The organism is Curtobacterium sp. MCBA15_007 (genome assembly GCF_001864905.1).
Classification (GTDB): Bacteria; Actinomycetota; Actinomycetes; order Actinomycetales; family Microbacteriaceae; genus Curtobacterium; species Curtobacterium poinsettiae.
The window spans coordinates 98,741-121,756 of record NZ_MJGM01000034.1; the positions used below are offsets into that span (position 1 = coordinate 98,741).

A 23,016-nucleotide genomic window follows, 5' to 3' on the forward strand; every position below is an offset into this window, starting at 1 on the left:
GTGGACTGTCGCTCAGCGCGTGAGGACGCCGCCGATCCCCCCGGCGCTCCCGCTACCGCGCCACCGGGTAGTCGCAGTACGCGAACCACGTCGAGTCCGGCGCCCACGGCGGCACGTTGACCGTCCCCTGCCCGCCGTCGAGCGCCACCAGGGTCTCCGGCTGCACGGCGATCCGGGCGCCGCGGACGAGCGAGCCGGGCAGCAGCCGGAGCTCGACGCGGTGGTCGGCCGGGTGGCCCTGCACGCCGGGCTCGTACGACAGGGACAGCAGGTGTGCGCCGTCGGGCGACAGGTGCGGGAACCAGTTCACCCGCTCGTCGTTCGTGATCCGCACGGGGTCGTCGGCGCCGGGCCGGAGTGACGCGAGCTGCGCGGTCCCCGGTGTGAAGCGCTCGGTGTTCCAGAGCAGCGTGCCGTCGGCGGTGATCGTGCAGCCGTCGTCGGCGTGCTCGTCCCGCGTGACGAACGTCGGCTCACCGGTCGCGGGGTCGACCATCGCGACGTCGGTCGTCCAGACGCCGTCCTCGGACAGCTCACCCACGATCGCGGCGAGCGCGCTGCCGCCCGGGGCGATGCCGTGCAGGTAGAACTTCCGCTTGGTCGGCAGGGCCGCGGCGACGTCGGTGATCCGGGTCGCGGGGCCGCCGTCCGGCAACGGGACCCGGTACAGCTCGCCGTCGCGGGCGCTCACCACGATCGAGGTGCCGGACGGCTCGAGCACGTGGTCGTTGTTGATCTCGTCGACGCCGTCCATCGGCACCGGCACGAGCGCGGTCTCGTCGAGCACGGTGCCGCTGTCGGCCGACGGCAACCGCAGCAGCCAGAGGTCGCCGTCACCGTTCAGCACCAGGGTGTCGGCGTCCAGGACGTTCGGCGCCTCGACGAGCACCGTTGCCGACTCGAACACGAGCCGCGCGGTCCGTGACCGGACGTCGTACACGTGCACGCGGCTGGTCTGTCCGGGCAGCAGCTGCCGCCCCCGGGTTTCGTCGCTCATGCTTCCATCCTGTCGGTCGTCGGGTGGTCGGGGTCGGTGGGGAACGACAGAACACCGGTGTTCACGCTGCGCACCGCGTGATGCGGGGGTGTCGAGCGTGAACACCGGTGTCTTGCGGAAAGGGGCTCCGCCTACTTCACGGCGCCCGCGGTCAGGCCGGCCACGAACTGGCGCTGGACCACGAGGAACGCGGCCACGACCGGGATCGACACGACGAGCGACGCCGCCATGACCTGGTTCCAGTACACGTTCGTCTGCGTCGAGTACTGCTGCAGACCGACCGCCAGGGTCGAACCGAGCCCGTTCGTCATGACCGAGGCGAAGAGGACCTCACCCCAGGCCGTCATGAACGAGTAGATCCCGACCGCCACCAGACCCGGACGGGCCGACGGCAGGATGACCCGGAACAGGGCACCCATCGGACCCGAACCGTCGACCATCGCGGCCTCGTCGAGCTCGCGCGGGATGGTCTCGAAGTACCCGGCGAGCATCCAGATCGAGAACGGGAGCGTGAACGTCAGGTACGTGAGGATCAGCCCGAGCCACGACCCGACGAGCTGGATCCCCAGGGTGTTGCCGAGGTTCGTGAAGATCAGGAACAGCGGCAGCAGGAACAGCACGCCGGGGAACATCTGCGTGGAGAGCACCGCGGTGGTGAAGGTGCTCTTGCCCTTGAAGTTCCAGCGCGAGACACCGTAGGCGGCGAACGTCGCGATGATCAGCGAGAACACCGTCGCCACCGTGCACACGACGAGCGAGTTGATGAAGTACCGACCGAGCGGCACCGTCGACCACATGTCGATGAACGGCTGGAAGGTGATCCGCGACGGGATCCACGTGAAGTTGTCCTGCACGTCGCCGAGGGGCTTGATGGCCGTGGTGATCATCACGTAGAGCGGCACGACCGTGAACAGCGTCAGGACGACCAGTGTGATGATCTTGAAGGACTTGGCGCCAGTTGTCTCACGCACGGACGGACCTCCGGTTGGTCACGGCGAGGTAGATGCCGGTGACGACGAGCAGGAAGAGCAGGAGCAGGACGCTCATCGCGGCGCCGGAACCGAAGTTCCAGGTGATGAACGACGCGTTGTAGATGTGGAAGCTCAGCAGGTCCGCGGCCGGTGGCTGCGCGGTCGAGCCGAACAGCACGAACGGGGTGTTGAAGTCGTTGAACGTCCACAGGAACATCACGAGCACGAGCGTCACGTTGACCGGACGGACCATCGGCAGCGTGATCGAGCGCCACTGGCGGAACGGCTTCGCGCCGTCGACCGAGGCGGCCTCGTACACGTCGTTCGGCACGGACTGCAGGCCGGCCATCAGCATCAGGAACGCGAACGGCCAGGTCTTCCAGATGGCCACGACGACGACCGCGACGAAGGCGTTGTTGCCGATGAGCCAGAACGGGGCGTTGCCACCGAACAGTCCGAGCTGGTCGACCAGCAGGTGGTTCAGTGCCCCCGAGTCCCGCTGGAACATGAACTTCCAGGTGATGACGCCGGCGTACATCGGCAGCGCGTACGGCACGAGGAACAGGGTGCGGAACAGCCCGCGTCCGGCGAACGGCTTCTGCAGCGCGACGGCTGCGGCCATGCCGAACGTCCAGGAGAGCCCGACCACGAGGACCGTGAAGGCACACGTGATGAGGAACGAGTTGAGGACCCCGCGGCCGATCGCCTGGTCGAAGTCGACCACGACCTGGTAGTTCCGGAACCCGGCGAAGGGCGCGGCGCCCCAGTTCGCGATGAAGTACTTGGTGAGCTGGATGAACGAGATCCAGATGCCGGTGAGCATCGGGACGATGTGGATGAGCAGCTCGAACAGGATGGCCGGCGCGACGAGCGCGTAGGGCAGCCAGTGGGTCTTGCGCTTGCGACCTGGCGGACGGCCCGACATCGTCGGGGCCTTCGTGTGCGTCAGGTCGATGCGCTCCGAGTCGGGCAGGACCGTCGTGGACATCTGGTGGGGCCTTTCGGCAGGAGGGGCGTGCAGGTGCGGTCCGCGCGTGCCGTGGCAGCCGGGAGGCGCGGGATGCGTGGGGCGTGTGCCTCACGGCCGACGGGTGGTCGGCTCTGGAGCGTCAGGGGCTGGAGGCCCGGGCGCGTCCTGCGGACGCGACCCGGGCCTCCAGGGTGGATCAACCGGCGGCCTGGGACACCTGGTCCTGGGCGGTCTGCAGAGCCGACTTGATGTCGGCCTCGGAGACCTTGGAACCGGTCGCGATCTTGGCGAACATGTCGTTCATCGCCTTGCCGACCGTGGACTCGAACTGGTCCTCGGCGGGCACCAGCGGGAGCGGCTTCGCCTTGTTGTTGTAGATGTCGAGGAACGTCTTCGTCTGCTCGTCCGTGACGGAGTCAGCAGCCTTGGCGAGCACCGGCAGGGCCGAGTACGGCTTGTCCAGCGTCGTCTGCGTGTCCATGCTCGTCATGTACTTGACGAACTCGAGCGCGCCGTCCTTGTTCTTCGTGTTCTTGAAGACCGACAGGTTGATGCCAGCGGGGAACGAGGCGATCTGCTCGCCACCGCTCGGGGCGGGCAGGGCCACGACGCCGTACTCGGACGACTTCATGCCGAGCGACTCGATGGTCGCGTTCGCGTTGTTCTGGTTGAGGATGAACGCGGCCTTCTTCTTCGCGAAGTCCGTGGTGGACTGCGTCGCGTTGTCGTACTGCGCGTTCGACGGGTTGGCGACCTTCGAGTCCTGCATGAGGTCGAGGTACCGCTTGATGCCGTCGACGTTGGCCTTCGAGGTGAAGGTCGGCTTGCCGTCCTTGTCGAACCACTCGCCACCGTTCTGCGCCGAGTTGATGAACGCGAAGTGCGAGTTCTCGGTGTACGAACCGCCTGCGAGGCTGAAGCCGTAGGTGTCACCCTTGGTCAGCTTCTCGGCGTCCGAGACCATCTCCTCCCACGTGGTGGGCGGGGTGATGCCGGCGTCGGACAGCATCTTCTTGTTGTAGTACAGGCCGTAGGCGAGGCCGTAGAGCGGGACGCTCGTGACCGTCTTGTCGGGCGCGCCACCGGTGGACAGGGCGACCTTGCCGAACTTGTCCGCGCCGCCGATCGCCTTCATCTCGGCGTCACCGAACTCCTGGAAGGCGCCGGTGGCCTGGAGCGAGGTCGCCCAGGTGTTGCCGATGTTGACGACGTCCGGGCCCTGGCCCGAGCTGACGGCGGTCTGGATCTTGTTCTGCAGGTCGTTCCAGCCGATGACCTGGAGGTCGACCTTGATCCCGGTCTCCTTGGTGAACTTCTCGAGGACGGGGGTCAGCACCTCCTTGTCGTTCTGCAGGGACGTGCCCTGGTTGGACGCCCAGTAGGTGAGCGTCTTGGAGTCGCCGGCGTCGCCGGACGATCCGGAGGAGCAGGCTGCGAGGCCGGTCACGGTGAGTGCGGCGGCCGCGGTGATGGCCAGTGCGCGGATGGCAGTGCGCATGACTCTCTACTTTCTCGTCGTTGAGATGGTGCAGGGATGGTGCAGAGGTGGAGCTGGTGCTGCGGATGGTGCTGGTCGGGTGCTGCTGTGGGTTGCGGGCAGCGCCCCGGCGGTCAGGCCAGGGTGCGTTCCGCGGGGTCCCAGCCCTCGGGGAGGGTCGGGGAGGGCGACACGGTGCTCTCGACGAGCACCGCCTCGCCACGTTCTGCTGCCTCGGCGATGGAGACCATCACGTCGAGGACGTGGAAGGCGAGCGCGCCGGGGACGCGGTTCGTCTCGCCGGCCCGCAGCGAGCGGGCCAGGTCGACCACGCCGGTGCCGCGCGAGGAGGTGGAGCCGACCGCGGGGATCGTCTCGGGCTCCTCGGCACCGAGCCGGTACAGCTCGGTGTCGCCGTCGAAGTTGTTCGGGTCGGGGAACACGACGGTGCCGGTCTCCCCCGCGATCTCGACGAAGCCGGTCCGGCCCCGGTCGGACTCGAACGAGAAGACGCTCTGCGCGCTCCCGCCGTTCTCGAACTCGATGAGCGCGGAGTGGTTCGTCGGGACGTCCACCGGGAACTCGGTGCCAGCCTTCGGTCCGGAGCCGATGGTGCGGGTGGCGCGGGACTTTGACGCCGTCGCCGTGACCTTCTTCACCGGTCCGAACGCCTGGACGAGGGTGGTGATGTAGTACGGGCCGATGTCGAACAGCGGACCGGCGCCGTACGCGAAGAGGAACTCGGGGCTCGGGTGCCACGACTCGGGTCCGGGGCTCTGGAACAGCGTCAGGCCGTTGAGCGGCGTGCCGATGCGGCCATCGCGGATGGTGCGGAGCGCGGTCTGCAGGCCGGCGCCGAGGAACGTGTCCGGGGCGACGCTGACCGTCTTGCCCGCGGCGACCGCAGCGTCACGGAGCTCCGCGGCGCTGGCACGGTCGAGGGCGTAGGGCTTCTCGCCCCAGACGTGCTTGCCTGCGGCCAGGGCCTGCAGCGCGACCTCGACGTGGGCAGCCGGGATCGTCAGGTTCACGACGATCTCGATGTCGTCGTCGGCCAGGAGCTCCTCGACGGTGCCCGAGCCGGGGACGCCCCACTTCTCGGCCTGGGCGGCAGCGCGCGGCAGGTCGATGTCGGCGATGAAGCGGACCGTCACGTCGGGGAAGACCGTGAGGTTCGACAGGTACTGGTCCGAGATGACCCCGGCGCCGATGACGCCGACGCCGACCGGGCCGGTGCGCAGCGTGCTGTCGGTCGCCGTCGCAGCGGCGGTCGTGGTGTCGGTCATGCGCGGGCCCCCTCGAGGAACGTGTAGGAGTCGGCGACGGCCTGGAAGACGTCACCGTCGTGGTCGTCGAGCTCGACGACGTGCAGGGCGTCGGGTGCGGCGGCGATGATGTCGCGGATCGGCATGATGCCGTTGCCGACGGCGACCTGCTGCTTGTCGTCGTGCGAGCCGTCGCCGTCCTTGACGTGCAGGAACCGGACCTTGTCGCCGTACTTGCCGATGACCGCGACCGGGTCGTCCCCGCCGACCTGCACCCAGTAGGTGTCGAGCTCGAGCACGACGTCGTCGGACAGGGCGTCGGCGAAGACCTCGTAGGCGCTGACGCCGTCGATGCGGTTCGAGAACTCGAACGCGTGGTTGTGGTAGCCGAGCACCAGACCGTGGTCGGCCGCCCGCGGGGCGAGCGCGCTGAGTTCGCGGGCGATCGCCTCGACGTCCTCGCGGGTGGTCCAGCGGGCCTCGTCGATGTGCGGGTCGATGAGCGTCCCGAACCCGAGGGTGGTGGACGCGTGGAAGATGCGCTCGAGGTCCTGCTCGCCGGCGTCGAGCAGCCGGGCGTGGCCGCTCGGGGCGGCGAGGCCTGCGCTCCGCAGGGCGGCGGCGAGTTCGTCGGCGTCGTCGACGAAGCCGAAGGCCTCGACGTTCGTGTAGCCGATGTCGGCGATGCGCTGCAGGGTGCCGGGCAGATCGGCGCTGAGGGCATCGCGGACCGTGTAGAGCTGGACCGAGAGCGGTTGGGTCACCAGGGTTCTCCTCGTCGAGATGGTGCGGTCGTCAGTGACCGATCGTCACACTACGAGCACTTTTGTCGGCGGTCAAGCAGAAGTCGAAGGAATGTCGACGGACTTCATTGCGTGGCGCGAACGATGTGTGCTTCACTCCCCACATGGTCGACTTGAACCGGACGGCAGCGTCGCCTCCGGTCGGGACGAGCGAGCTCTTCCAGATCCTCCGCGACGGCGTGCCGCGCACCAGGGCCGAGCTCGCCGCACTGACAGGACTCGCACGCTCCACCATCGGCGTGCGCCTCGACTCCCTGATCGACATCGGACTCGTCGGTGCCGTCGACACCGCCGTCTCCACCGGCGGCCGTCCGCCCGCCCAGGTGGCGCTGAAGCCCCGCGCCCGGCTCGTCATCGCCGCCGACCTCGGTGCGTCGCACGGCCGCGTCGCCGTCACCGACCTGGTCGCGGCACCGCTCGCCACCCGTGATGCCCGGATCGACATCGCGGCCGGCCCGGTGCCGACGCTGTCGTGGCTCGTCGAGACGATCGACGACCTGCTCGCCGAGGTCGGGCGCAACCGACAGGACGTCATCGCGATCGGCATCGGCGTCCCCGGACCCGTCGAGTTCTCCACCGGACGACCGGCCAACCCGCCGATCATGCCCGGCTGGGACGGCTTCGACGTGCCCTCGTGGCTCCGCCAGCACATCGCCGCCCACGTCCTGCTCGACAACGACGTGAACATCGCCGCGCTCGGCGAACGGGAGCACGGCTGGCCGGACATCGACCACCTGCTGTTCGTGAAGGTCGCCACCGGCATCGGTTCCGGCATCGTGTCCGAGGGCCGGCTGCAGCGCGGCGCCCAGGGCACCGCCGGGGACATCGGGCACGTGCGCGTCTCGCGGGCGGGCGACGTCCCGTGCCACTGCGGCAACACCGGCTGCCTCGAGGCCGTCGCCTCCGGTCCGGCCATCGCCCGGGCCCTCCGCGCGAAGGGGCACGACGTGCACACCGGAGCCGACGTCATCGACCTGGTGAACCGATCGGACCTCGACGCGATCTACGCCGTCCGGCAGGCGGGCCGTGACATCGGCGAAGTGCTGGCGACGTGCATCTCGCTCATCAACCCGTCCGTCATCGCGCTCGGCGGATCGATCACGCAGGCGGGTGAGCACCTGCTCGCCGGCGTCCGCGAGGTCGTCTACTCCCGCTCGATGCCCCTCGCCAGCGAGCACCTCGTCATCGTGCAGTCCCGTGCGGGCTCCCTCGCAGCGCTGCAGGGTGCCGCGGCCCTCGCCATCGGCTACGCCCTCTCCCCCGCCGGGGTCGACGAGCTCGTCGCCTTCGCCGAGGGCCGCGAACTGGCCTCCTGACGCACACCCGCCCGCCGCGTGAGCGCGTCGGTTTCGGTCCTGCCGGTGGTCGGGGGGACAATCATGGGGTGACGATCGTGCAGCCCACCCTGTGGGGCGACCTGGACCCCGGTCTGGAGGCGTATCCCGCCCCCGGTACGCCGGTCCCGGCCGCGCGTGACGCGTTCACCGCCCTGCGCGGCCACACCGAGCGCATCGTCGCGCACTCCTCGGACCGCGTCGCGTGGCTCCGCGCCCGCGCCATGGGCATCACCGCCACCGACGTCGCCCGGCTCGCCTCCCTGCGCGCCGTCGAGGCCGTCGTCACCGAGAAACGCTACGGCTCCCGGTTCTCCGGCAACGCGTTCACCGAGCACGGGAAGGACCGCGAACCGGTCATCGCCGCCTGGGTGGCTGCCACCCACGGCATCCAGCCCTCGGCGCACCTGTTCCACGCCGCCGCGAACCGCGCGCACCTCGCCACCCCGGACGGCGTCGGGGTCGACGAGTCGTCCCGTGTGGTGCTCGCCGAGATCAAGACCACCGGCAAGGGCTGGCGGAGCATCCCCCGGCACTACCTGCGGCAGATCTGGTGGCAGCAGTACGTGCTCGGCGCCGACCGCACCCTGTTCGTCTGGGAACGCCACGACGGGTTCGTCCCGGTGGCCGACGAACCCGAGTGCCGCTGGGTCGACCGCGACGACGACCAGATCCGGGGGCTGGTGCAGCTCGCCGACCTGGTGCTCGACAAACTGCGCGGCTTCCGCTCCTAGACCGTCAGCTGGACCGTCTGCTGGACCGTCACCAGCTAGACCTTCACCAGCCGCAACCGGCTCATCCCCACGACCAGGATCCCGAGCAAGGTGATCGACACCGCGATCCCGACGACGTAGATCGCGACGACACCGTAGCCCTGCGCGGGGTCGAGGAACGGGTACGGCACCCACCCGTCGGTCGCACCGCGGACGAGCACCACGGTGGTCCAGACCGCCGGGTAGAGCAGGAACCACCACACGTGCCGGAGCAGCAGCCGTGCTCGGTCCGAGAACAGCAGCCAGTCGAGCACCGCGTACACCGGGATGATCTTGTGCACGATGTCGTTCGACCACGGCACCGAGGCCGACACGTTCGCGCCCGTGAGCAGCGTGTTGTAGACGATGCCCGTCGTCGCGATGTACACCGTGGCGGCACCGCGGAGCACCGAGACGGCGAGGTCCGCCCGCTTGCGACGTGCCGCGGCGACGAGCGTCACCGCGAGGGCCACGGCGATGATCAGGTTCGACTGGATCGTGAAGTAGCCGAAGAAGTTCCAGAACGAGTAGGTCGGGGACTTCGCGCTCTCGAGCCACTGCGCGACGACCGCGACGACGATGGCGATGACGGCGATCAGCCGGAGCGAGTTCACGAGGGTGCGCACCACACCACGTTATCGGGACACGCGCCCCACATGCGGAAAGGACCCGCACCGTTGCCGGTGCGGGTCCTTCCACGAGTCAGTGGACTCAGATGCTGTTGACGTCCAGCGGGATGCCGGGACCGAAGGTCGTCGAGACGGCGCCCTTCATGACGTAACGGCCCTTCGAGGACGACGGCTTGAGGCGGTTGATCTCCTCGAGCGCGGTCGAGATGTTCTCGTCGAGCTGCTCCGGCGTGAACGAGGCCTTGCCGACGACGAAGTGCACGTTGGCGTGCTTGTCGACGCGGAACTCGATCTTGCCGCCCTTGATGTCGTTGACTGCCTGCGCGACGTTCGGGGTCACGGTGCCGGTCTTCGGGTTGGGCATGAGGCCACGCGGGCCGAGCACCTTGCCGAGACGACCGACCTTGCCCATGAGCTCCGGGGTCGAGACGGCGGAGTCGAACGAGGTGTAGCCCTCGGCGACCTTCGCGATGAGCTCGTCGCCACCGACCTCGTCGGCGCCGGCGGCGATGGCGGCCTCAGCAGCCGCGCCCGTCGCGAAGACGATGACGCGGGCGGTCTTGCCCGTGCCGTGCGGCAGGATGACCGTGCCGCGGACCATCTGGTCGGCCTTGCGGGGGTCGACGCCGAGCTTGAGCGCGACCTCGACCGTGGAGTCGGTCTTCGAGGAACCGGTCTCCTTGGCCAGGGCGACGGCCTCGGTCGGGGTGTAGAACTTGTCGGCCTCGATCTTCGCGGCCGCGGCCTGGTAGGCCTTGGACTTCTTCGCCATGGTGGTCTCCTTGCGAGATACGTGGTTGGCGAGCCGGCGAGGCTCTCCCACGGAAAGGTGTCTGGTGGTGGGCCGGGGCCCGATCGGTGCTTAGGCCTCGACCGTGATGCCCATCGAGCGTGCGGTGCCGGCGATGATCTTCGCGGCCTGCTCGATGTCGTTGGCGTTCAGGTCGGCCTGCTTGGTCTCGGCGATCTGACGGACCTGGTCCATCGAGATCTTCGCGACCTTGACCGTGTGCGGGGTCGAGGACCCCTTCTGCACACCAGCAGCCTTCTTGATGAGCTCGGCGGCCGGCGGGGTCTTCAGGACGAACGTGAACGAACGGTCCTCGTAGACGGTGATCTCGACCGGCACGACGTTGCCACGCTGCGACTCGGTCGCCGCGTTGTACGCCTTGCAGAACTCCATGATGTTGACGCCGTGCTGACCGAGCGCCGGACCGATCGGGGGTGCCGGGTTGGCGGCTCCCGCGTTGATCTGCAGCTTGATCAGGCCCGTGACCTTCTTCTTCGGTGCCATGACTTGTCTTCCTCCTGGAATCGAACACACGGGGATCCGTGCACTCTCCCGCTGGTCCGGCCGTTCCGGACAGCGGTGAAGGCCCGCTCGCACGAGGCGCGCGGGCCCAAACCCGTTCAGTGTAGTCGATCTCGGTGATCGCTACAGCGTGGTGATCGCTAGAGCTTGGTGACCTGGTCGAAGCTGAGCTCGACCGGGGTCTCGCGCTCGAACAGCGAGACGAGGACGGTGAGCTTGCCGCTCTCCGGCTTGATCTCGGAGATCGAACCCGGAAGACCCGCGAACGAGCCTTCCTTGATCGTGATCGTCTCGCCGATCTCGAAGTCGACCTCGGCTGCGGGCTGTGCCTGCAGCGAGCCGCTGCCCTTCGCGCCACCCTTGGTCGGGGCGGCCTCGGCCACCTGCACCAGGGACTTGAGCATCCCGAACGCCTCGTCGAAGCGGAGCGGGGTCGGGTTGTGGGCGTTGCCGACGAAGCCGGTGACACCCGGGGTGTGGCGGACGACCGACCACGAGTCCTCGTTGAGGTCCATGCGGACGAGCACGTACGAGGGGATCCGGACGCGGGTGACCAGCTTGCGCTGCCCGTTCTTGATCTCGACGACGTCCTCCATCGGGACCTCGACCTGGTAGATGTAGTCCTCCATCGACATCGAGACCATGCGGTTCTCGATGTTCGACTTCACGCGGCGCTCGAAGCCCGCGTAGGAGTGGATGACGTACCACTTGCCCGGCTTCATCCGCAGCTCGGCCTTGAAGGCCTCGTACGGGTCGACCTCGGCGGGCTCGTCGTCCTCGTCCTCGGCGTCGAGTGCCTCGTCGGCAGCGAGCGTCTCGTTGGCCTCGGCGGCGGTCTCGGATTCGAGCTCGACTTCTTCCTCGTCCTCGACGGCCTCGACGGCGGCCTCGGCTTCGTCGGCGGAGTCGATCTCGAGGGCGTCGTCCACGACGGCGTCGGCTTCGGGGTCGCGGGACTCCTGCAGAGCCGTCAGCGCTTCGTCGAGGCCGGCGTCGACGGTGCCGTCGTCGGGCTCGGAGCTGAGGCCGAGCGACTCGTCGTCGTCGCCCTCGATCGAGATCGCACGCTCTTCAGCGGACTCGACGGAGCGTCCTTCGCCGGTCTCGACGTCGCCTTCCTGGTTCTCCTCGACCTCGGAGGACTGCTCGGCAGCCGTCGCGAGGTCGATGTCATCGCGGGAGTTGTCAGACACAGTCGATTCTTTCCGTTCGGTGGTTCGGGTCGGGTTGGCGGTCGGTCATGGTCACGATCGACGCCGTCACGATCGACGCCGTCTCGGGCGACCGTACTCCTCGGAACGGCTGCGCACGGCAACCGACGTCGGGGTCAGGCCGTGGGCCCGTTGCCGAAGACGTACCCGACGCCGAGACCGAACACGAAGTCGAGGATCGACACCAGGATCATCATGACGACGACGAACACGAGCACGACGCCCGTGTAGCTGAACAGTTCCTTGCGGGTCGGCGTCACGACCTTGCGCAATTCGCCGATCACCTGACGGATGAAGAGCACGATGGCAGCGATGGGCCCGCGGCGCTCGGCCCGGTCCTGCTTCGCCTGGGCGACGACGTCGTCCGCCGTCGTCTCCATGTCTTTGCTCGCCAACTTCTACCCTTCCAGAGTTGCAGGGCGGACAGGACTCGAACCTGCAACCTGCGGTTTTGGAGACCGCTGCTCTACCAATTGAGCCACCGCCCTTCGCAACACGGCTCGTCACCGATCCGCGTTCCGGTGGACGAGTCTACGGGAGTCCGTCACACGGTGTCCACTTGACCCCTTCCACGGCGTGCCGCGCCGGTAGGCTGAGCCCCGTGAGCACCGCAGCCCCAGGCCCCGAGTCCACCGCCCACGTGTCCCCCGACACCCTCGCCACCGCGTCGGCCGATCGCCCGCGCATCGCGTCCCGCATCGCCGCCATCGCCGAGTCCGCGACGCTCAAGGTCGATGCCAAGGCCAAGGCGCTCAAGGCCGCCGGGCGCCCGGTGATCTCGTTCGCCGCCGGCGAGCCCGACTTCGCGACCCCGCAGCACGTCGTCGATGCCGCCGTCGCCGCGGCGCAGGACCCGAAGAACCACCGCTACACCCCCGCCACCGGCCTGCCCGAACTGAAGCAGGCCATCGCCGACAAGACCGCCCGGGTGTCCGGCGTCACGGTCGAGCCGTCGCAGGTCATCGTGACGAACGGCGGCAAGCAGGCGGTCTACCAGGCGTTCCAGACCATCGTCGACGCCGGTGACGAGGTCCTGCTGCCCGCGCCGTACTGGACCACCTACCCCGAGGCCATCCGCCTGGCCGGTGGCGAGCCGGTCGAGGTCTTCGCCGGCAGCGACCAGGACTACCTGGTGACCGTCGAGCAGCTCGAGGCAGCCCGCACCCCGAAGACCAAGGCACTGCTGTTCTGCTCGCCGTCGAACCCCACCGGCGCGGTGTACTCGGCCGAGCAGACCCGGGCGATCGGCGAGTGGGCGCTCGAGCACGGCATCTGGGTCATCAGCGACGAGATATACCAGGACCTGGTGTACGACGGCGTCCGCTTCGCCGGCATCCTGGCCGAGGTCCCCGCCCTCGCCGACACCACGATCCTGGTGAACGGCGTCGCGAAGACCTACGCCATGACGGGCTGGCGCGTCGGGTGGTTCATCGGCCCGACCGACGCCGTCAAGGCCGCTTCCAACCTGCAGTCGCACCTGTCGTCCAACGTCTCGAACGTGTCGCAGCGCGCCGCCATCGCCGCGCTGACCGGTCCCCAGGAACCCGTCGCCGCGATGCGCGAGGCCTTCGATCGTCGACGTCGGTCGATCGTGGACGGCCTCAACGCGATCCCGGGGTTCCGGACGCCGACCCCGCAGGGTGCCTTCTACGTCTACCCGGACGTCACCGAACTGCTCGGCCGCGAATGGGCCGGCGCCACCCCGACGACCACGCTCGAGCTGGCGGACCTGATCCTCGAGCACGCCGAGGTCGCGGTCGTCCCCGGTGAGGCCTTCGGTCCGTCCGGCTACCTGCGTCTGTCGTACGCGCTGGGCGACGAGGACATCGCCGAGGGCGTCGCCCGACTGGCGGAGTTCTTCGCGTAGACACTGCCGGACACGGAACGGGCCACCTCGTCGAGGTGGCCCGTTCTTCCCGTTCCGGGAGGCGCGTGGAGCGTCGTGCTCGTCGGTCCCGTCGCGCGGACGCTCAGCCGAGCAGGTCCCCCACCACCACAGGTTCCGGGACGAGCGAGACACCGAAGCGGTTCAGGACGCTCACCTGCACGTACCGGGCGAGCTCGGCCACCTGCGCGGCCGTCGCCCCGCCGCGGTTCGTCAGTGCGAGGGTGTGCTTCGACGAGATCGCCGCGCGCGAACCCGGCACCGCGTACCCCCGGTGGACGCCGGCGTGCTCGATGAGCCAGGCCGCACTGAGCTTGACGCCGTCGCCCGCGGGCCAGCGCGGAGCATCAGCTGGCAGGGTCTCGGCGAACGCGGGCGAGACGATCGGGTTCGTGAAGAACGATCCGGCGCTCCAGGTGTCGTGGTCGTCCCCGTCGAGCACCATGCCCTTGGAACCGCGCAGCCGCAGGACCTCGTCGCGGACGGTCGTGGGCGGCACGAGCGCGCCGAGGTCGACACCGAGCGAACCGGCGAGCTGCGCGTACTGCACGGGCACGCCGTGCTCCCCCGCGAGTCCGAACCGGAACTCCACCGTCAGCACGACACCGCGCCGACCGTGCTTGAGGGTCGACGTGCGGTAGCCGAGCGCCAGCTCGGCTGCCGGGACCCACGCGCGCTCCCCCGTGGCCGCATCCAGGAACTCGACGCGGGTGAGCACGTCGGCGAGTTCGACCCCGTAGGCGCCGATGTTCTGCACGGGGGACGCACCGACCGTGCCCGGGATGCCGCTGAGGGCCTCCAGGCCGGTCCAGCCGTTCGCGACCGTCGTGGCGACGAACGGGTCCCACGGTTCACCGGCGGCGACGCGGACGGTGACGCCGTCGGCGTCGCGGTCCGCGTCGACGCCCGTCGTGCGGACCAGCACGACGGTGCCGTCGAAGCCCTGGTCGGCGACCAGCAGGTTGCTGCCGCCGCCGAGGACGAGCCACTCGTGGTCGTCGAAGGCGCCGGTCGCGTGGGCGACGAGCTCGTCGGTCGTCGTCGCCGTCAGCAGCCGGGTGGCGGGCCCGCCGACGCGGAGCGTCGTCAGGTCGGCCAGCACCGGCTCGGACACGGTCAGTGGAACACCACCGTGACCTGCGCCTTGCCGAGCACGGTCTGCCCGGCGGCGGTCACGGTGAGGTCGATGCGCTTCGGACGGCCGTCCTCGTCGACGGTGCCGACCTTCGCGACGATGCCGACCGTGGCACCCTGCTCCGGGTCGACGACGACGGGGCGCGTGAAACGGACGCCGTAGCCCGCGACCCAGCCGCGGTCGCCGAGCCACTCGGCCACCGGCTGCACGGCGATCCCCATGGTGAGCATGCCGTGGGCGAGGACGCCGGGCAGACCGACCGAGGCGGCGACGTCGTCGCGGTAGTGGATCGGGTTGAAGTCGCCCGAGGCGCCGGCGTACCGGACAAGCGAATCACGGGTGAGGTGCACGGCACGTTCGGCGACGACGGTGCCGACCTCGAGCGCGGTGGCGGGTGCGGCGGTCATGCGTCGTCTCCTCGGACCACGAGGGTGGAGGTCGCCGTGACGACGTGCTCCCCCTCGGCGTCGTTCATGGTGCTCTGGGCCGTGACCATCGCGTTGCCGCCGAGGGTCTTCACGCTGGTCACCGTCAGGGTCGCGGTGAGCTCGTCACCGGCGACGATCGGACGGTCGTAGGTGAAGGACTGCTCGCCGTGGACCACGCGGGAGAAGTCGATGCCGGCGTCGGGCTCGTTCAGGAGCTGCGCGAGCGTGGCTTCCTGCACGACGACGGCGAACGTCGGGGGTGCGACCACGTCGGCGTACCCGGCGGCGCGGGCGGCGTCCGGATCGTGGTGGACGGGGTTGGTCGCGAACACCGCACGAGAGAACTCGCGCACCTTCTCGCGGCCGACCAGGTAGGGCTGGGCCGGCGGGAACGTCCTGCCGACGAGCTCGGGGTTCACTGACACCACGGCAGTCTACTGAAGGCCCGTGCGGGCGGGTCCGTCCGGGCGGGTCCGTCTGGCGCTCGGGCCGCACTGTCGTCCATGAGAACGCATCAGTTAGACTGTCTGAGACCGATTCGGGGGAATCGGTGCGTGCCGTTCGGCACGCGTTCGTTCGGGACGGGGAGGGCCGATGGACACCACGACGGAGTTCGCCGTGCACACGGGCGACCGGTGCACCGCCATGGAGGTCGCCGCCGCCGCGCTGCGCCGCACCGGTCACCACGTCGAGTCGACCGGTGGCACGATGACCGCGACGGCAGGCAGCCGGGCGCTCACCATCCTGCTCGGCGCGCTCGTGCAGCCGGCCCGGGAGTACCGCCGGTACGAGCTGTCCACCGTCGTGGACGGTGCCACCACGACGATCTCGCTGCGCCGGGCCGGGCACGGCACGGCCGTGTCCGGCGGCAGCATCGGAGCGAACCGGCGTCGGGCCGCCTGGCACGAGGTCACCGCCGCCGTCGAGGACGCGTTCCGCACCGCCGGGGTGCTCGCGACGCGGACCGACACCGGCTCCCACCGCACCCGGTAGCGGGCTGCAGCACGTGGCCGCCCGGCGGACCGTGCCCGGATCGGTCACCGATGACCCCGTCGGCCATCTATGTTGGGCGCGGGGCCCGGGAAAGGAACCGCCATGAGCATGGAGAGCGCTGCCTGGAGCTCGCTGTACAAGATCTCGTCCGCGCAGGGCGGCAAGCACGGGTTCTCCCGCGCGACCGTTAGACGGATCCTGACGTTCGCGGTGCCGTACCGGGCGAAGCTGCTGGTGTTCATCGCCCTCTCCGTCGTCGGTGCCTTCCTCGCCGTCGCGACGCCGGTGCTCGCGGGACGGGTGGTCGACGTCATCGTCGCCCGGGGCGAGGTCGCCACCATCGTCCGGCTGGCCGTGGTCATCGCCCTGGTCGCCGTCGCCGACGCCGCCGTGTCGCTGACGACACGCTGGTACTCGGCACGGATCGGCGAGGGCGTGATCCTGGACCTCCGCACCGCCGTCTTCGACCACGTGCAGAAGATGCCGATCGCGTTCTTCACCCGCACCCGGACCGGCGCGCTCGTGAGCCGCCTGAACAACGACGTGATCGGTGCGCAGCAGGCCTTCAGCGGCACCCTGTCCGGCGTCGTCACGAACCTGGTGGCGCTGGTCCTCACCCTGATCGTCATGCTCAGCACCTCGTGGCTCGTGACGGTCCTCGCCGTGGTGATGTTGCCGCTCTTCCTGGTCCCCGCGCGCCGGATGGGCAGCCGCCTGGCCGCACTGCGCCGCGAGGCCGCCGACCACAACTCCGCGATGAGCACCCAGATGACCGAGCGCTTCTCGGCACCCGGCGCCACCCTCGTCAAGCTGTTCGGTCGGCCCGACGAGGAGGCCGAGGAGTTCCGCGTCCGCGCTGCCCGCGTCCGCGACATCGGGGTCCGGACCGCGATGCTGCAGTTCGTCTTCTTCACCGCACTGATGCTCGTCTCCGCACTCGCCCTGGCGCTCGTGTACGGGCTCGGCGGCTTCCTCGCGCTCGCCGGGCGGCTGGACACCGGCGAGGTCGTCACCCTGGCGCTCCTGCTCACCCGCCTGTACGCGCCGCTGACCAGCCTGGCGAACGCCCGGGTGGAGATCATGAGCGCCGTGGTCAGCTTCGAGCGCGTCTTCGAGGTCCTGGACCTCGAACCGCTCATCCAGGAGCAGCCGGACGCGGTCACCATCCCCGACGGGCCGGTGTCCGTCGAGTTCGACGACGTCCGGTTCGCCTACCCGTCCGCCGACAAGGTGTCCCTCGCCTCGCTCGAGGAGGTTGCGACGCTCGACACCCGCGGCGGCGAGGAGGTCCTGCACGGGCTGTCCTTCCGGATCGAGCCGGGCCAGACCGTCGCCCTCGTCGGGACGTCGGGTGCGGGCAAGTCCACGGTCGCGCAGTTGCTCTCGCGCCTGTACGACGTCGACAGCGGCACCGTCCGCCTGGCGGGCACGGACGTCCGCGACGTCACCTTCGCCTCGATGCGGCACACCCTCGGCATGGTGACGCAGGACGGCCACCTGTTCCACGAGACCATCCGCTCCAACCTGCGGTTCGCGCGGCCCGAGGCGACCGAGGACGAGGTGTGGGACGCCGTCCGTCGCGCTCGTCTCGAACCGCTCATCCGGTCCCTGCCCGACCAGCTGGACACGATGGTGGGAGAACGCGGCTACCGGCTGTCCGGCGGTGAGCGGCAGCGCATGACCATCGCGCGGCTCCTGCTCGCCCAGCCGCGCGTCGTCATCCTCGACGAGGCGACGGCAGCGCTGGACTCGACGTCCGAGGCCGCCGTGCAGGCCGCACTCGGCGAGGCGCTCGAGGGACGGACCGCGATGGTGATCGCCCACCGACTCTCCACCATCCGCAGCGCGGACCTGATCCTGGTGGTCGAGGACGGCTCGATCGTGGAGCGCGGTACGCACGACGAGCTGCTGGCCGCCGGTGGGCGGTACGAGGAGCTGCACCGGACCCAGTTCGCCGCGCAGGAGAACGTCGATGCCGACGCGGAAGCAGCGGTGGACTGAGCGGGCAGTCGGGCAGTCGGGCGGCGCAGCAGGGGTCTGCGCCGCCACCAACAGAGAAGGCCCCCTGACCCAGGGGATCCTGGACGAGAGGGCCTTGCGCGTAGCGAGGGCGGGACTTGAACCCGCGACCCCACGATTATGAGTCGTGTGCTCTAACCAACTGAGCTACCCCGCCAGAGATCCGGGGCGGCGTGCGCACCGGGTCGGAGCCCCGAGTCAGGATTGAACTGACGACCCCCTCCTTACCATGGAGGTGCTCTACCACTGAGCTATCGGGGCGATGTGCCGCGAACGGCACCACACGAGGATAGCAGACCTCCGACGCTGCTCCGGAACCGGACGAGACGCCCGGGCGTGCCGCGTCGTGGGCCGCTAGTTCGCGTTGGCCTTGAGCCACGCCAGCGGGTCCACCGGGACTCCGTCGACGTGGACCTCGAGGTGCAGGTGCGGGCCAGTGGAGTTGCCCGTGCTGCCGACGAGACCGAGGATGTCGCCGACCTCGACGTGCTGGCCGGTGACCACCTTGAAGGAGTTGTCCTCCATGTGGCCGTAGACGCTGACGAACTGCTTGCCGTCGACGTCGTGCTCCACCCAGACGTCGTTGCCGAAGCCGCCGTCGTTCGCCTGCACCTTGATCACGGTGCCGGCGGCGATGACACCGATCGGGGTGCCCTCACCCGGTGCGAAGTCGACGCCCATGTGGTTCGTCGAGCAGAACGAGCACCCGGCGACCTGGCGGCCCCCGAAGCCCGAGGTGATCGGGACGCCGGTCAGGAACGGCCACTGGATCGTGCCCGTCGGGTCGTTCGTGAAGCTCGAGGAGTCGACGTTCGCGTACTGCGTGGCATCGGACACCGTGAACTGGTCTCGGGCGGTGGAACCGTCGGCGGCAGCCCCGACCTGCATCGACTGGGTGGCACCACCGGAGGTGGCACGAGCCGCGGTCGACCCGGACTCGGGCACCCAGAGGGCCTGCGCCGGCAGGGAGGTCGAGACGACCAGGCCGGCCGCGAAGAGCAGGGCGCCGACGGCGGTCACGCGCGAGGCCGACCGGCGGAACGACGCGCCCCGCTTCCGGGTCGGCGCTGCGACGGGCGTGCTGGTGGAGGGGATGTGGCGCGTTGCGCGGTCGACCGGGGCCGGGGCCGTCGTGGCTGTCCGGCCGTTGCGGCGGCGCGAGGCGGGGACCTGACCGGCCACGCGGCGGGGCGCAGATGTGGGAGCGACGGGGGCGACGGACTGCGCCTGCACGTCGGGCGAGGTGGGTGCCGGCGGCGTCTGGATGCGCGAGGCCGGGCGCGCGGGCGACGCCGGCGCGAAGTCGATCGGCGACACGGGGGCCGCAGGGGTCCCCGGCGTGGCCGCTCCGATGACGTCGTCGAAGCTCGGACCCGTCGAGTCCTGCGCCGTGGTCGAGCCCTTGGCCGCTGCTCGTTCTGCCTCGATCCGAGCGCGTCGGGTCTGGTGGACGACCGGGGTGGCGGCGTCGACGGAACCGTCGGTGGGAGCGGACGACAGAGGAGTACGGGGCATGCGTGCGGTGGCGATCCTGATCGGAGAAGGGCCCACTCGTTGGTAACGAGCAGATAACGGGACCTGAGCACGCTAGCAGGCGACGTCCCAGGTCGCCAGTCGTGGTCATGTCCACCCAGGACCCCCGGAGGTGGTGCCCGGCGGGTCGTCAGGCCGGCACGGATCCGAGCGCACCGGCCTCGAGCCGACGCACCAGCGCCTCGAGTTCGTCGGCGACGGCGGGGCTCGCGAACAGGAAGGAGCGGGTCCCCCCGGCCTCCCAGATGCGGATCGCCGCGCCGGCCTCCTGTGCCACGAGGGCCCCGCCCGCCATGTCCCACGGGTTGATCCCGCGTTCGTAGTAGGCGTCCACCGTCCCCGCCCCGACCGCGCAGCAGTCGAGCGACGCCGCTCCCCCACGGCGGATGTCCCGCACCTCGCCGATGAGACCGGCGAGCACCGCCACCTGCTCGCGACGACGGTCTGCCGTGTACCCGAACCCGGTGGCGACGAGCGTCTCCGCCAGCGACCCGGGCGCGGCGACGGACAACGGCTCCCCGTCACGCGTCGCGCCCTGTCCGGCGGCCGCGCGGAAGACGGTGCCCGTCGCCGGTGCCACGACGACGCCCGCGATCGGCTCCCAGGTCATCGGGTCGGCCCCGCCGCGGACGACACCGATGCTCACGCCGTACTCGTCGCTGCCGTACAGGTAGTTGACCGTGCCGTCGATCGGGTCCACCACCCACGTGATGCCCGAGGCACCCGAGGCGGATCCGGACTCCTCGCCGTGGAAGGCGTCGTCGGGACGGGCCTCGGCGATGCGGGCACGGATGAGCGCCTCGACCTCGCGGTCAGCGGCCGTGACCACGTCGACGATGCTCGACTTCCGGTCCGCGACCTCGACCCCCTCGGCGCGGCGCCGTGCGGCCAGCGCCGCGGCGTCACGGGCGATCGACTCGGCGAGGTCGGCGAACTGGGCGGGGGTGAGGTCGGAGGCCATGCACCCATCCTCCCGGAAACACCATCGGCCCCGTCCGCAGTGGACGGGGCCGATCAGATGGTGGCAAGTGAGGGATTCGAACCCCCGAAGGCTACGCCGGCTGATTTACAGTCAGATCCCTTTGGCCGCTTGGGTAACTTGCCATGCGCACCCAGCCAGTGTGATCACCAACCGAAGGCGCGCACAAAAGCATAGCGGATCGCTGACGGTGGTCGTGACCACCGTCAGCCGATCCGCGCGACCGGAACCGGGCCTCCTGTCCGCCGTTAGGCTGTTCCGCATGGCAGACAGTTCCTTCGACGTGGTCAGCAAGGTCGACAAGATGGAGGCGGAGAACGCCCTCAACCAGGCGGCCAAGGAGATCGAGCAGCGGTACGACTTCAAGGGTGCCGACGCCTCGGTCGCGTTCAGCGGTGAGGACGTCCTGATCAAGGCGAACTCGGAAGAGCGCGCCAAGGCGGTCCTCGACGTGCTGCAGAGCAAGGCGATCAAGCGCAACATCAGCCTGAAGAGCCTGGACGCCGGCGACCCGTACCCCTCGGGCAAGGAGTACCGCATCGAGGTCAAGTTCAAGAACGGCATCGAGCAGGACGTGGCGAAGAAGATCGGTGCGTTCCTGCGGGCCAACGCCCCGAAGACCGTGAAGAGCCAGATCCAGGGTGACGAGCTCCGCGTCTCGTCGAAGAGCCGTGACGACCTGCAGAACACGATCCAGCTCCTCAAGGGTGAAGAGTTCGACGTCCCGTTGCAGTTCATCAACTTCCGCTGACCCGCGGCCCCTGCGAACGACACCCCGACACCGGCACCCCGTGGAGCACTGGCTCACCGTCGTCATCACCGTCCTGCTCGTCCTGCTGGACCTGGCGATCCGCGTCTTCTCGATCATCTACGTCCCGATCAACCGGAAGCCGCAGACCGCGACGGCGTGGCTGCTCGCGATCTTCCTCATCCCCTACATCGGCTTCATCGTCTTCCTGGTCATCGGGTCGACGAAGCTCCCGCGCGCCCGACGCGAGAAGCAGACCGAGATCAACGCGTACATCCTCGAGCAGACCGAGGGCATCGAGCGGGTCCGCCGTGACCACCCGTGGCCCGCGTGGCTGGAGAGCGTCACACGGCTGAACCGCGAGCTCGGAGCGATGCCGTTGGTCGGGGGGAACTCGGCGGAGCTCTACCCCGACTCCGAGGAGTCCATCGCCGAGATGACCCGGGCGATCGACCAGTCCCGCCGCTTCGTGCACGTCGAGTTCTACATCGCGACGCTCGACGACACCACCCGGCCCTTCTTCGAGGCGCTCGCGCGGGCACAGTCCCGCGGTGTGACCGTGCGGTTCCTGCTCGACCACTGGGCCAGCCGCGGGTACCCGGGGTACAAGGACACCCTGGCGTTCATGGACCAGGCGGGCATCGAGTGGCACCTGATGCTCCCGCTCCTGCCGCTGCAGGGCAAGTTCCAGCGTCCCGACCTCCGCAACCACCGGAAGATCATGGTGCTCGACGGCTCGGTCGCGTTCACCGGCTCGCAGAACCTGATCGACGCCTCCTACGACATCAGGTCCCACGTCGAGAAGGGCATGGTCTACAAGGACCTGTTCGCCCGGTTCGAGGGGCCGGTCGTCGCCGGGCTCAACGCCCTGTTCGTCACCGACTGGTACAGCGAGACCGACGAGCTGCTGCTGCGTGAGAGTGACCCCGTTCAGCGGGCCGACCGCGGCGACGCGCTCGACTGCCAGGTGGTGCCGTCCGGACCGGGGTTCGACGGCGAGAACAACCTGCGCCTGTTCAACGCGCTGCTCTACTCCGCACAGCAGAAGGTGTCGATCACCTCGCCGTACTTCGTGCCGGACGACTCGATGCTCTACGCCATCACCACGACGGCGCAGCGCGGGGTCGAGGTCGAACTGTTCGTCGGCGAGATGGGCGACCACACGATGACCTGGCACGCGCAGCGCTCCTACTACGAGGGACTCCTGCGGGCCGGCGTGAAGATCTGGCTCTACCGCGCGCCGACGATCCTGCACGCCAAGCACTTCACGATCGACGACGAGGTGTCGGTGATCGGCTCGAGCAACATGGACATGCGCTCGTTCAGCCTGAACCTCGAGGTCTCCGTGATGGTGCGCGGTCACCGCTTCGTCGACGCCCTGCGCGAGGTGCAGGAAGCGTACAAGCAGCACAGCTTCGAGCTCACGCTCGACGAGTGGGTCGACCGTCCGCGCCGTTCCAAGGTGCTCGACAACGTCGCGCGGCTCACGGCGGCGCTGCAGTAGCCGACGCCGTCGCAGCGTCGCAGCGTCGCAGCGCGCACCGTGGCGGCGCGCACCGTGCGTCGTCCTCCACC

At 69.4% G+C, this 23,016-nt stretch carries 23 protein-coding genes and 4 tRNA genes; 7 read left to right on the plus strand and 20 right to left on the minus strand.

Annotated elements, in window-relative coordinates:
• Window positions 1-52: 52 nt before the first annotated feature.
• The 6 genes from BIU95_RS13070 to BIU95_RS13095 all read right to left on the minus strand — a co-directional run bounded on the left by BIU95_RS13070 (window position 53) and on the right by BIU95_RS13095 (window position 6,444).
• Window positions 53-997, minus strand: coding sequence for a hypothetical protein (locus BIU95_RS13070; protein WP_071251879.1), 945 nt, complete (start codon window positions 995-997; stop codon window positions 53-55).
• 131 nt (window positions 998-1,128) lie between these two features.
• Window positions 1,129-1,968 (minus strand): carbohydrate ABC transporter permease, encoded by an 840-nt coding sequence (locus tag BIU95_RS13075; protein WP_071251880.1) that lies wholly within the window; start codon window positions 1,966-1,968, stop codon window positions 1,129-1,131.
• Complete coding sequence (locus BIU95_RS13080; protein ID WP_017888646.1) at window positions 1,961-2,956, minus strand: carbohydrate ABC transporter permease; 996 nt, start codon at window positions 2,954-2,956, stop codon at window positions 1,961-1,963. Before BIU95_RS13080 ends, BIU95_RS13075 begins: the two co-directional genes overlap by 8 nt.
• A gap of 178 nt (window positions 2,957-3,134) precedes the next feature.
• A complete protein-coding gene (locus BIU95_RS13085) occupies window positions 3,135-4,436 on the minus strand; it encodes a sugar ABC transporter substrate-binding protein (protein WP_042541086.1) in 1,302 nt (433 codons plus the stop codon).
• 113 nt (window positions 4,437-4,549) lie between these two features.
• A complete protein-coding gene (locus BIU95_RS13090; protein WP_071251881.1) occupies window positions 4,550-5,701 on the minus strand; it encodes a Gfo/Idh/MocA family protein in 1,152 nt (383 codons plus the stop codon).
• Entirely contained in the window at window positions 5,698-6,444 is a 747-nt protein-coding gene (locus BIU95_RS13095; RefSeq protein WP_071251882.1) for a sugar phosphate isomerase/epimerase, read from the minus strand. Before BIU95_RS13095 ends, BIU95_RS13090 begins: the two co-directional genes overlap by 4 nt.
• 143 nt (window positions 6,445-6,587) lie before the next feature.
• Here BIU95_RS13095 and BIU95_RS13100 point away from each other — a divergent pair, with 143 nt between their 5' ends.
• Entirely contained in the window at window positions 6,588-7,799 is a 1,212-nt protein-coding gene (locus BIU95_RS13100) for an ROK family protein (RefSeq protein ID WP_017888642.1), read from the plus strand.
• A gap of 173 nt (window positions 7,800-7,972) precedes the next feature.
• Window positions 7,973-8,551, plus strand: coding sequence for a YqaJ viral recombinase family protein (locus BIU95_RS13105; RefSeq protein ID WP_040420149.1), 579 nt, complete (start codon window positions 7,973-7,975; stop codon window positions 8,549-8,551).
• Window positions 8,552-8,586: 35 nt separating this feature from the next.
• On the opposite strand, the gene BIU95_RS13110 is transcribed toward BIU95_RS13105, so the two are convergent.
• The 6 genes from BIU95_RS13110 to BIU95_RS13135 all read right to left on the minus strand — a co-directional run bounded on the left by BIU95_RS13110 (window position 8,587) and on the right by BIU95_RS13135 (window position 12,209).
• Window positions 8,587-9,195 (minus strand): Pr6Pr family membrane protein, encoded by a 609-nt coding sequence (locus BIU95_RS13110; protein ID WP_139179796.1) that lies wholly within the window; start codon window positions 9,193-9,195, stop codon window positions 8,587-8,589.
• A gap of 85 nt (window positions 9,196-9,280) precedes the next feature.
• Window positions 9,281-9,970: a 50S ribosomal protein L1 gene (gene rplA / locus BIU95_RS13115; RefSeq protein WP_017888639.1), complete on the minus strand. Its 690-nt coding sequence runs from the start codon at window positions 9,968-9,970 to the stop codon at window positions 9,281-9,283.
• A gap of 90 nt (window positions 9,971-10,060) precedes the next feature.
• Complete coding sequence (gene rplK / locus BIU95_RS13120; RefSeq protein WP_017888638.1) at window positions 10,061-10,492, minus strand: 50S ribosomal protein L11; 432 nt, start codon at window positions 10,490-10,492, stop codon at window positions 10,061-10,063.
• A gap of 158 nt (window positions 10,493-10,650) precedes the next feature.
• Entirely contained in the window at window positions 10,651-11,703 is a 1,053-nt protein-coding gene (gene nusG / locus BIU95_RS13125; RefSeq protein ID WP_017888637.1) for a transcription termination/antitermination protein NusG, read from the minus strand.
• 134 nt (window positions 11,704-11,837) lie between these two features.
• Window positions 11,838-12,116 (minus strand): preprotein translocase subunit SecE, encoded by a 279-nt coding sequence (secE, locus tag BIU95_RS13130; RefSeq protein ID WP_031260502.1) that lies wholly within the window; start codon window positions 12,114-12,116, stop codon window positions 11,838-11,840.
• Between the two features lie 20 nt (window positions 12,117-12,136).
• Window positions 12,137-12,209, minus strand: a tRNA-Trp gene (locus BIU95_RS13135).
• 152 nt (window positions 12,210-12,361) lie between these two features.
• On the opposite strand from BIU95_RS13135, the gene BIU95_RS13140 reads away from it, so the two are divergent.
• Window positions 12,362-13,588 (plus strand): pyridoxal phosphate-dependent aminotransferase, encoded by a 1,227-nt coding sequence (locus BIU95_RS13140; RefSeq protein WP_071251883.1) that lies wholly within the window; start codon window positions 12,362-12,364, stop codon window positions 13,586-13,588.
• Between the two features lie 103 nt (window positions 13,589-13,691).
• Here the strand turns inward: BIU95_RS13140 and BIU95_RS13145 are convergent, their stop codons facing one another.
• Genes BIU95_RS13145 through BIU95_RS13155 form a run of 3 tightly spaced genes read right to left on the minus strand, consistent with a single transcriptional unit; the run spans window position 13,692 to window position 15,594 of the window.
• Window positions 13,692-14,720, minus strand: a complete 1,029-nt coding sequence (locus BIU95_RS13145) for a UDP-N-acetylmuramate dehydrogenase (protein WP_083389377.1) — start codon at window positions 14,718-14,720, stop codon at window positions 13,692-13,694.
• Window positions 14,721-14,722: 2 nt separating this feature from the next.
• Window positions 14,723-15,148: a MaoC/PaaZ C-terminal domain-containing protein gene (locus tag BIU95_RS13150; RefSeq protein WP_042541105.1), complete on the minus strand. Its 426-nt coding sequence runs from the start codon at window positions 15,146-15,148 to the stop codon at window positions 14,723-14,725.
• Window positions 15,145-15,594, minus strand: coding sequence for a MaoC family dehydratase N-terminal domain-containing protein (locus tag BIU95_RS13155; protein ID WP_082047026.1), 450 nt, complete (start codon window positions 15,592-15,594; stop codon window positions 15,145-15,147). The genes BIU95_RS13150 and BIU95_RS13155 overlap by 4 nt, the downstream gene beginning before the upstream one ends.
• A 169-nt stretch (window positions 15,595-15,763) precedes the next feature.
• Here BIU95_RS13155 and BIU95_RS13160 point away from each other — a divergent pair, with 169 nt between their 5' ends.
• Together BIU95_RS13160 and BIU95_RS13165 are read left to right on the plus strand one after the other, a co-directional pair.
• On the plus strand, window positions 15,764-16,162 hold the full coding sequence (locus BIU95_RS13160; protein ID WP_017888631.1) for a hypothetical protein: 399 nt from the start codon (window positions 15,764-15,766) through the stop codon (window positions 16,160-16,162).
• A 102-nt stretch (window positions 16,163-16,264) separates the two neighbouring features.
• Window positions 16,265-18,163 (plus strand): ABC transporter ATP-binding protein, encoded by a 1,899-nt coding sequence (locus BIU95_RS13165; protein WP_017888630.1) that lies wholly within the window; start codon window positions 16,265-16,267, stop codon window positions 18,161-18,163.
• Window positions 18,164-18,264: 101 nt separating this feature from the next.
• On the opposite strand, the gene BIU95_RS13170 is transcribed toward BIU95_RS13165, so the two are convergent.
• From BIU95_RS13170 to BIU95_RS13190, 5 genes are all read right to left on the minus strand, one after another.
• Window positions 18,265-18,338 (minus strand) — tRNA-Met (locus tag BIU95_RS13170).
• Between the two features lie 32 nt (window positions 18,339-18,370).
• Window positions 18,371-18,442: transfer RNA gene (locus BIU95_RS13175), tRNA-Thr, on the minus strand.
• A 93-nt stretch (window positions 18,443-18,535) separates the two neighbouring features.
• Window positions 18,536-19,696 (minus strand): M23 family metallopeptidase, encoded by a 1,161-nt coding sequence (locus BIU95_RS13180; RefSeq protein WP_052481950.1) that lies wholly within the window; start codon window positions 19,694-19,696, stop codon window positions 18,536-18,538.
• A 148-nt stretch (window positions 19,697-19,844) separates the two neighbouring features.
• Window positions 19,845-20,675 (minus strand): inositol monophosphatase family protein, encoded by an 831-nt coding sequence (locus BIU95_RS13185; protein WP_056070644.1) that lies wholly within the window; start codon window positions 20,673-20,675, stop codon window positions 19,845-19,847.
• 58 nt (window positions 20,676-20,733) lie between these two features.
• Window positions 20,734-20,818, minus strand: a tRNA-Tyr gene (locus BIU95_RS13190).
• 137 nt (window positions 20,819-20,955) lie between these two features.
• Here BIU95_RS13190 and BIU95_RS13195 point away from each other — a divergent pair.
• Entirely contained in the window at window positions 20,956-21,444 is a 489-nt protein-coding gene (locus BIU95_RS13195) for a YajQ family cyclic di-GMP-binding protein (protein ID WP_017888627.1), read from the plus strand.
• Window positions 21,445-21,484: 40 nt separating this feature from the next.
• Window positions 21,485-22,945: a cardiolipin synthase gene (gene cls / locus BIU95_RS13200; protein ID WP_071251884.1), complete on the plus strand. Its 1,461-nt coding sequence runs from the start codon at window positions 21,485-21,487 to the stop codon at window positions 22,943-22,945.
• Window positions 22,946-23,016: the final 71 nt, after the last annotated feature.

Bases quoted from the DNA above. Each gene is read 5' to 3' on its own strand.
- BIU95_RS13195 (WP_017888627.1), top strand. From the start codon at position 20,956: ATGGCAGACAGTTCCTTCGACGTGGTCAGCAAGGTCGACAAGATGGAG.
- BIU95_RS13100 (WP_017888642.1), top strand. From the start codon at position 6,588: ATGGTCGACTTGAACCGGACGGCAGCGTCGCCTCCGGTCGGGACGAGC.
- BIU95_RS13160 (WP_017888631.1), top strand. From the start codon at position 15,764: ATGGACACCACGACGGAGTTCGCCGTGCACACGGGCGACCGGTGCACC.
- rplA (WP_017888639.1), bottom strand. From the start codon at position 9,970: ATGGCGAAGAAGTCCAAGGCCTACCAGGCCGCGGCCGCGAAGATCGAG.
- BIU95_RS13070 (WP_071251879.1), bottom strand. From the start codon at position 997: ATGAGCGACGAAACCCGGGGGCGGCAGCTGCTGCCCGGACAGACCAGC.
- BIU95_RS13180 (WP_052481950.1), bottom strand. From the start codon at position 19,696: ATGCCCCGTACTCCTCTGTCGTCCGCTCCCACCGACGGTTCCGTCGAC.
- BIU95_RS13085 (WP_042541086.1), bottom strand. From the start codon at position 4,436: ATGCGCACTGCCATCCGCGCACTGGCCATCACCGCGGCCGCCGCACTC.
- rplK (WP_017888638.1), bottom strand. From the start codon at position 10,492: ATGGCACCGAAGAAGAAGGTCACGGGCCTGATCAAGCTGCAGATCAAC.
- BIU95_RS13165 (WP_017888630.1), top strand. From the start codon at position 16,265: ATGAGCATGGAGAGCGCTGCCTGGAGCTCGCTGTACAAGATCTCGTCC.
- BIU95_RS13080 (WP_017888646.1), bottom strand. From the start codon at position 2,956: ATGTCCACGACGGTCCTGCCCGACTCGGAGCGCATCGACCTGACGCAC.
- BIU95_RS13185 (WP_056070644.1), bottom strand. From the start codon at position 20,675: ATGGCCTCCGACCTCACCCCCGCCCAGTTCGCCGACCTCGCCGAGTCG.
- BIU95_RS13150 (WP_042541105.1), bottom strand. From the start codon at position 15,148: ATGACCGCCGCACCCGCCACCGCGCTCGAGGTCGGCACCGTCGTCGCC.
- BIU95_RS13090 (WP_071251881.1), bottom strand. From the start codon at position 5,701: ATGACCGACACCACGACCGCCGCTGCGACGGCGACCGACAGCACGCTG.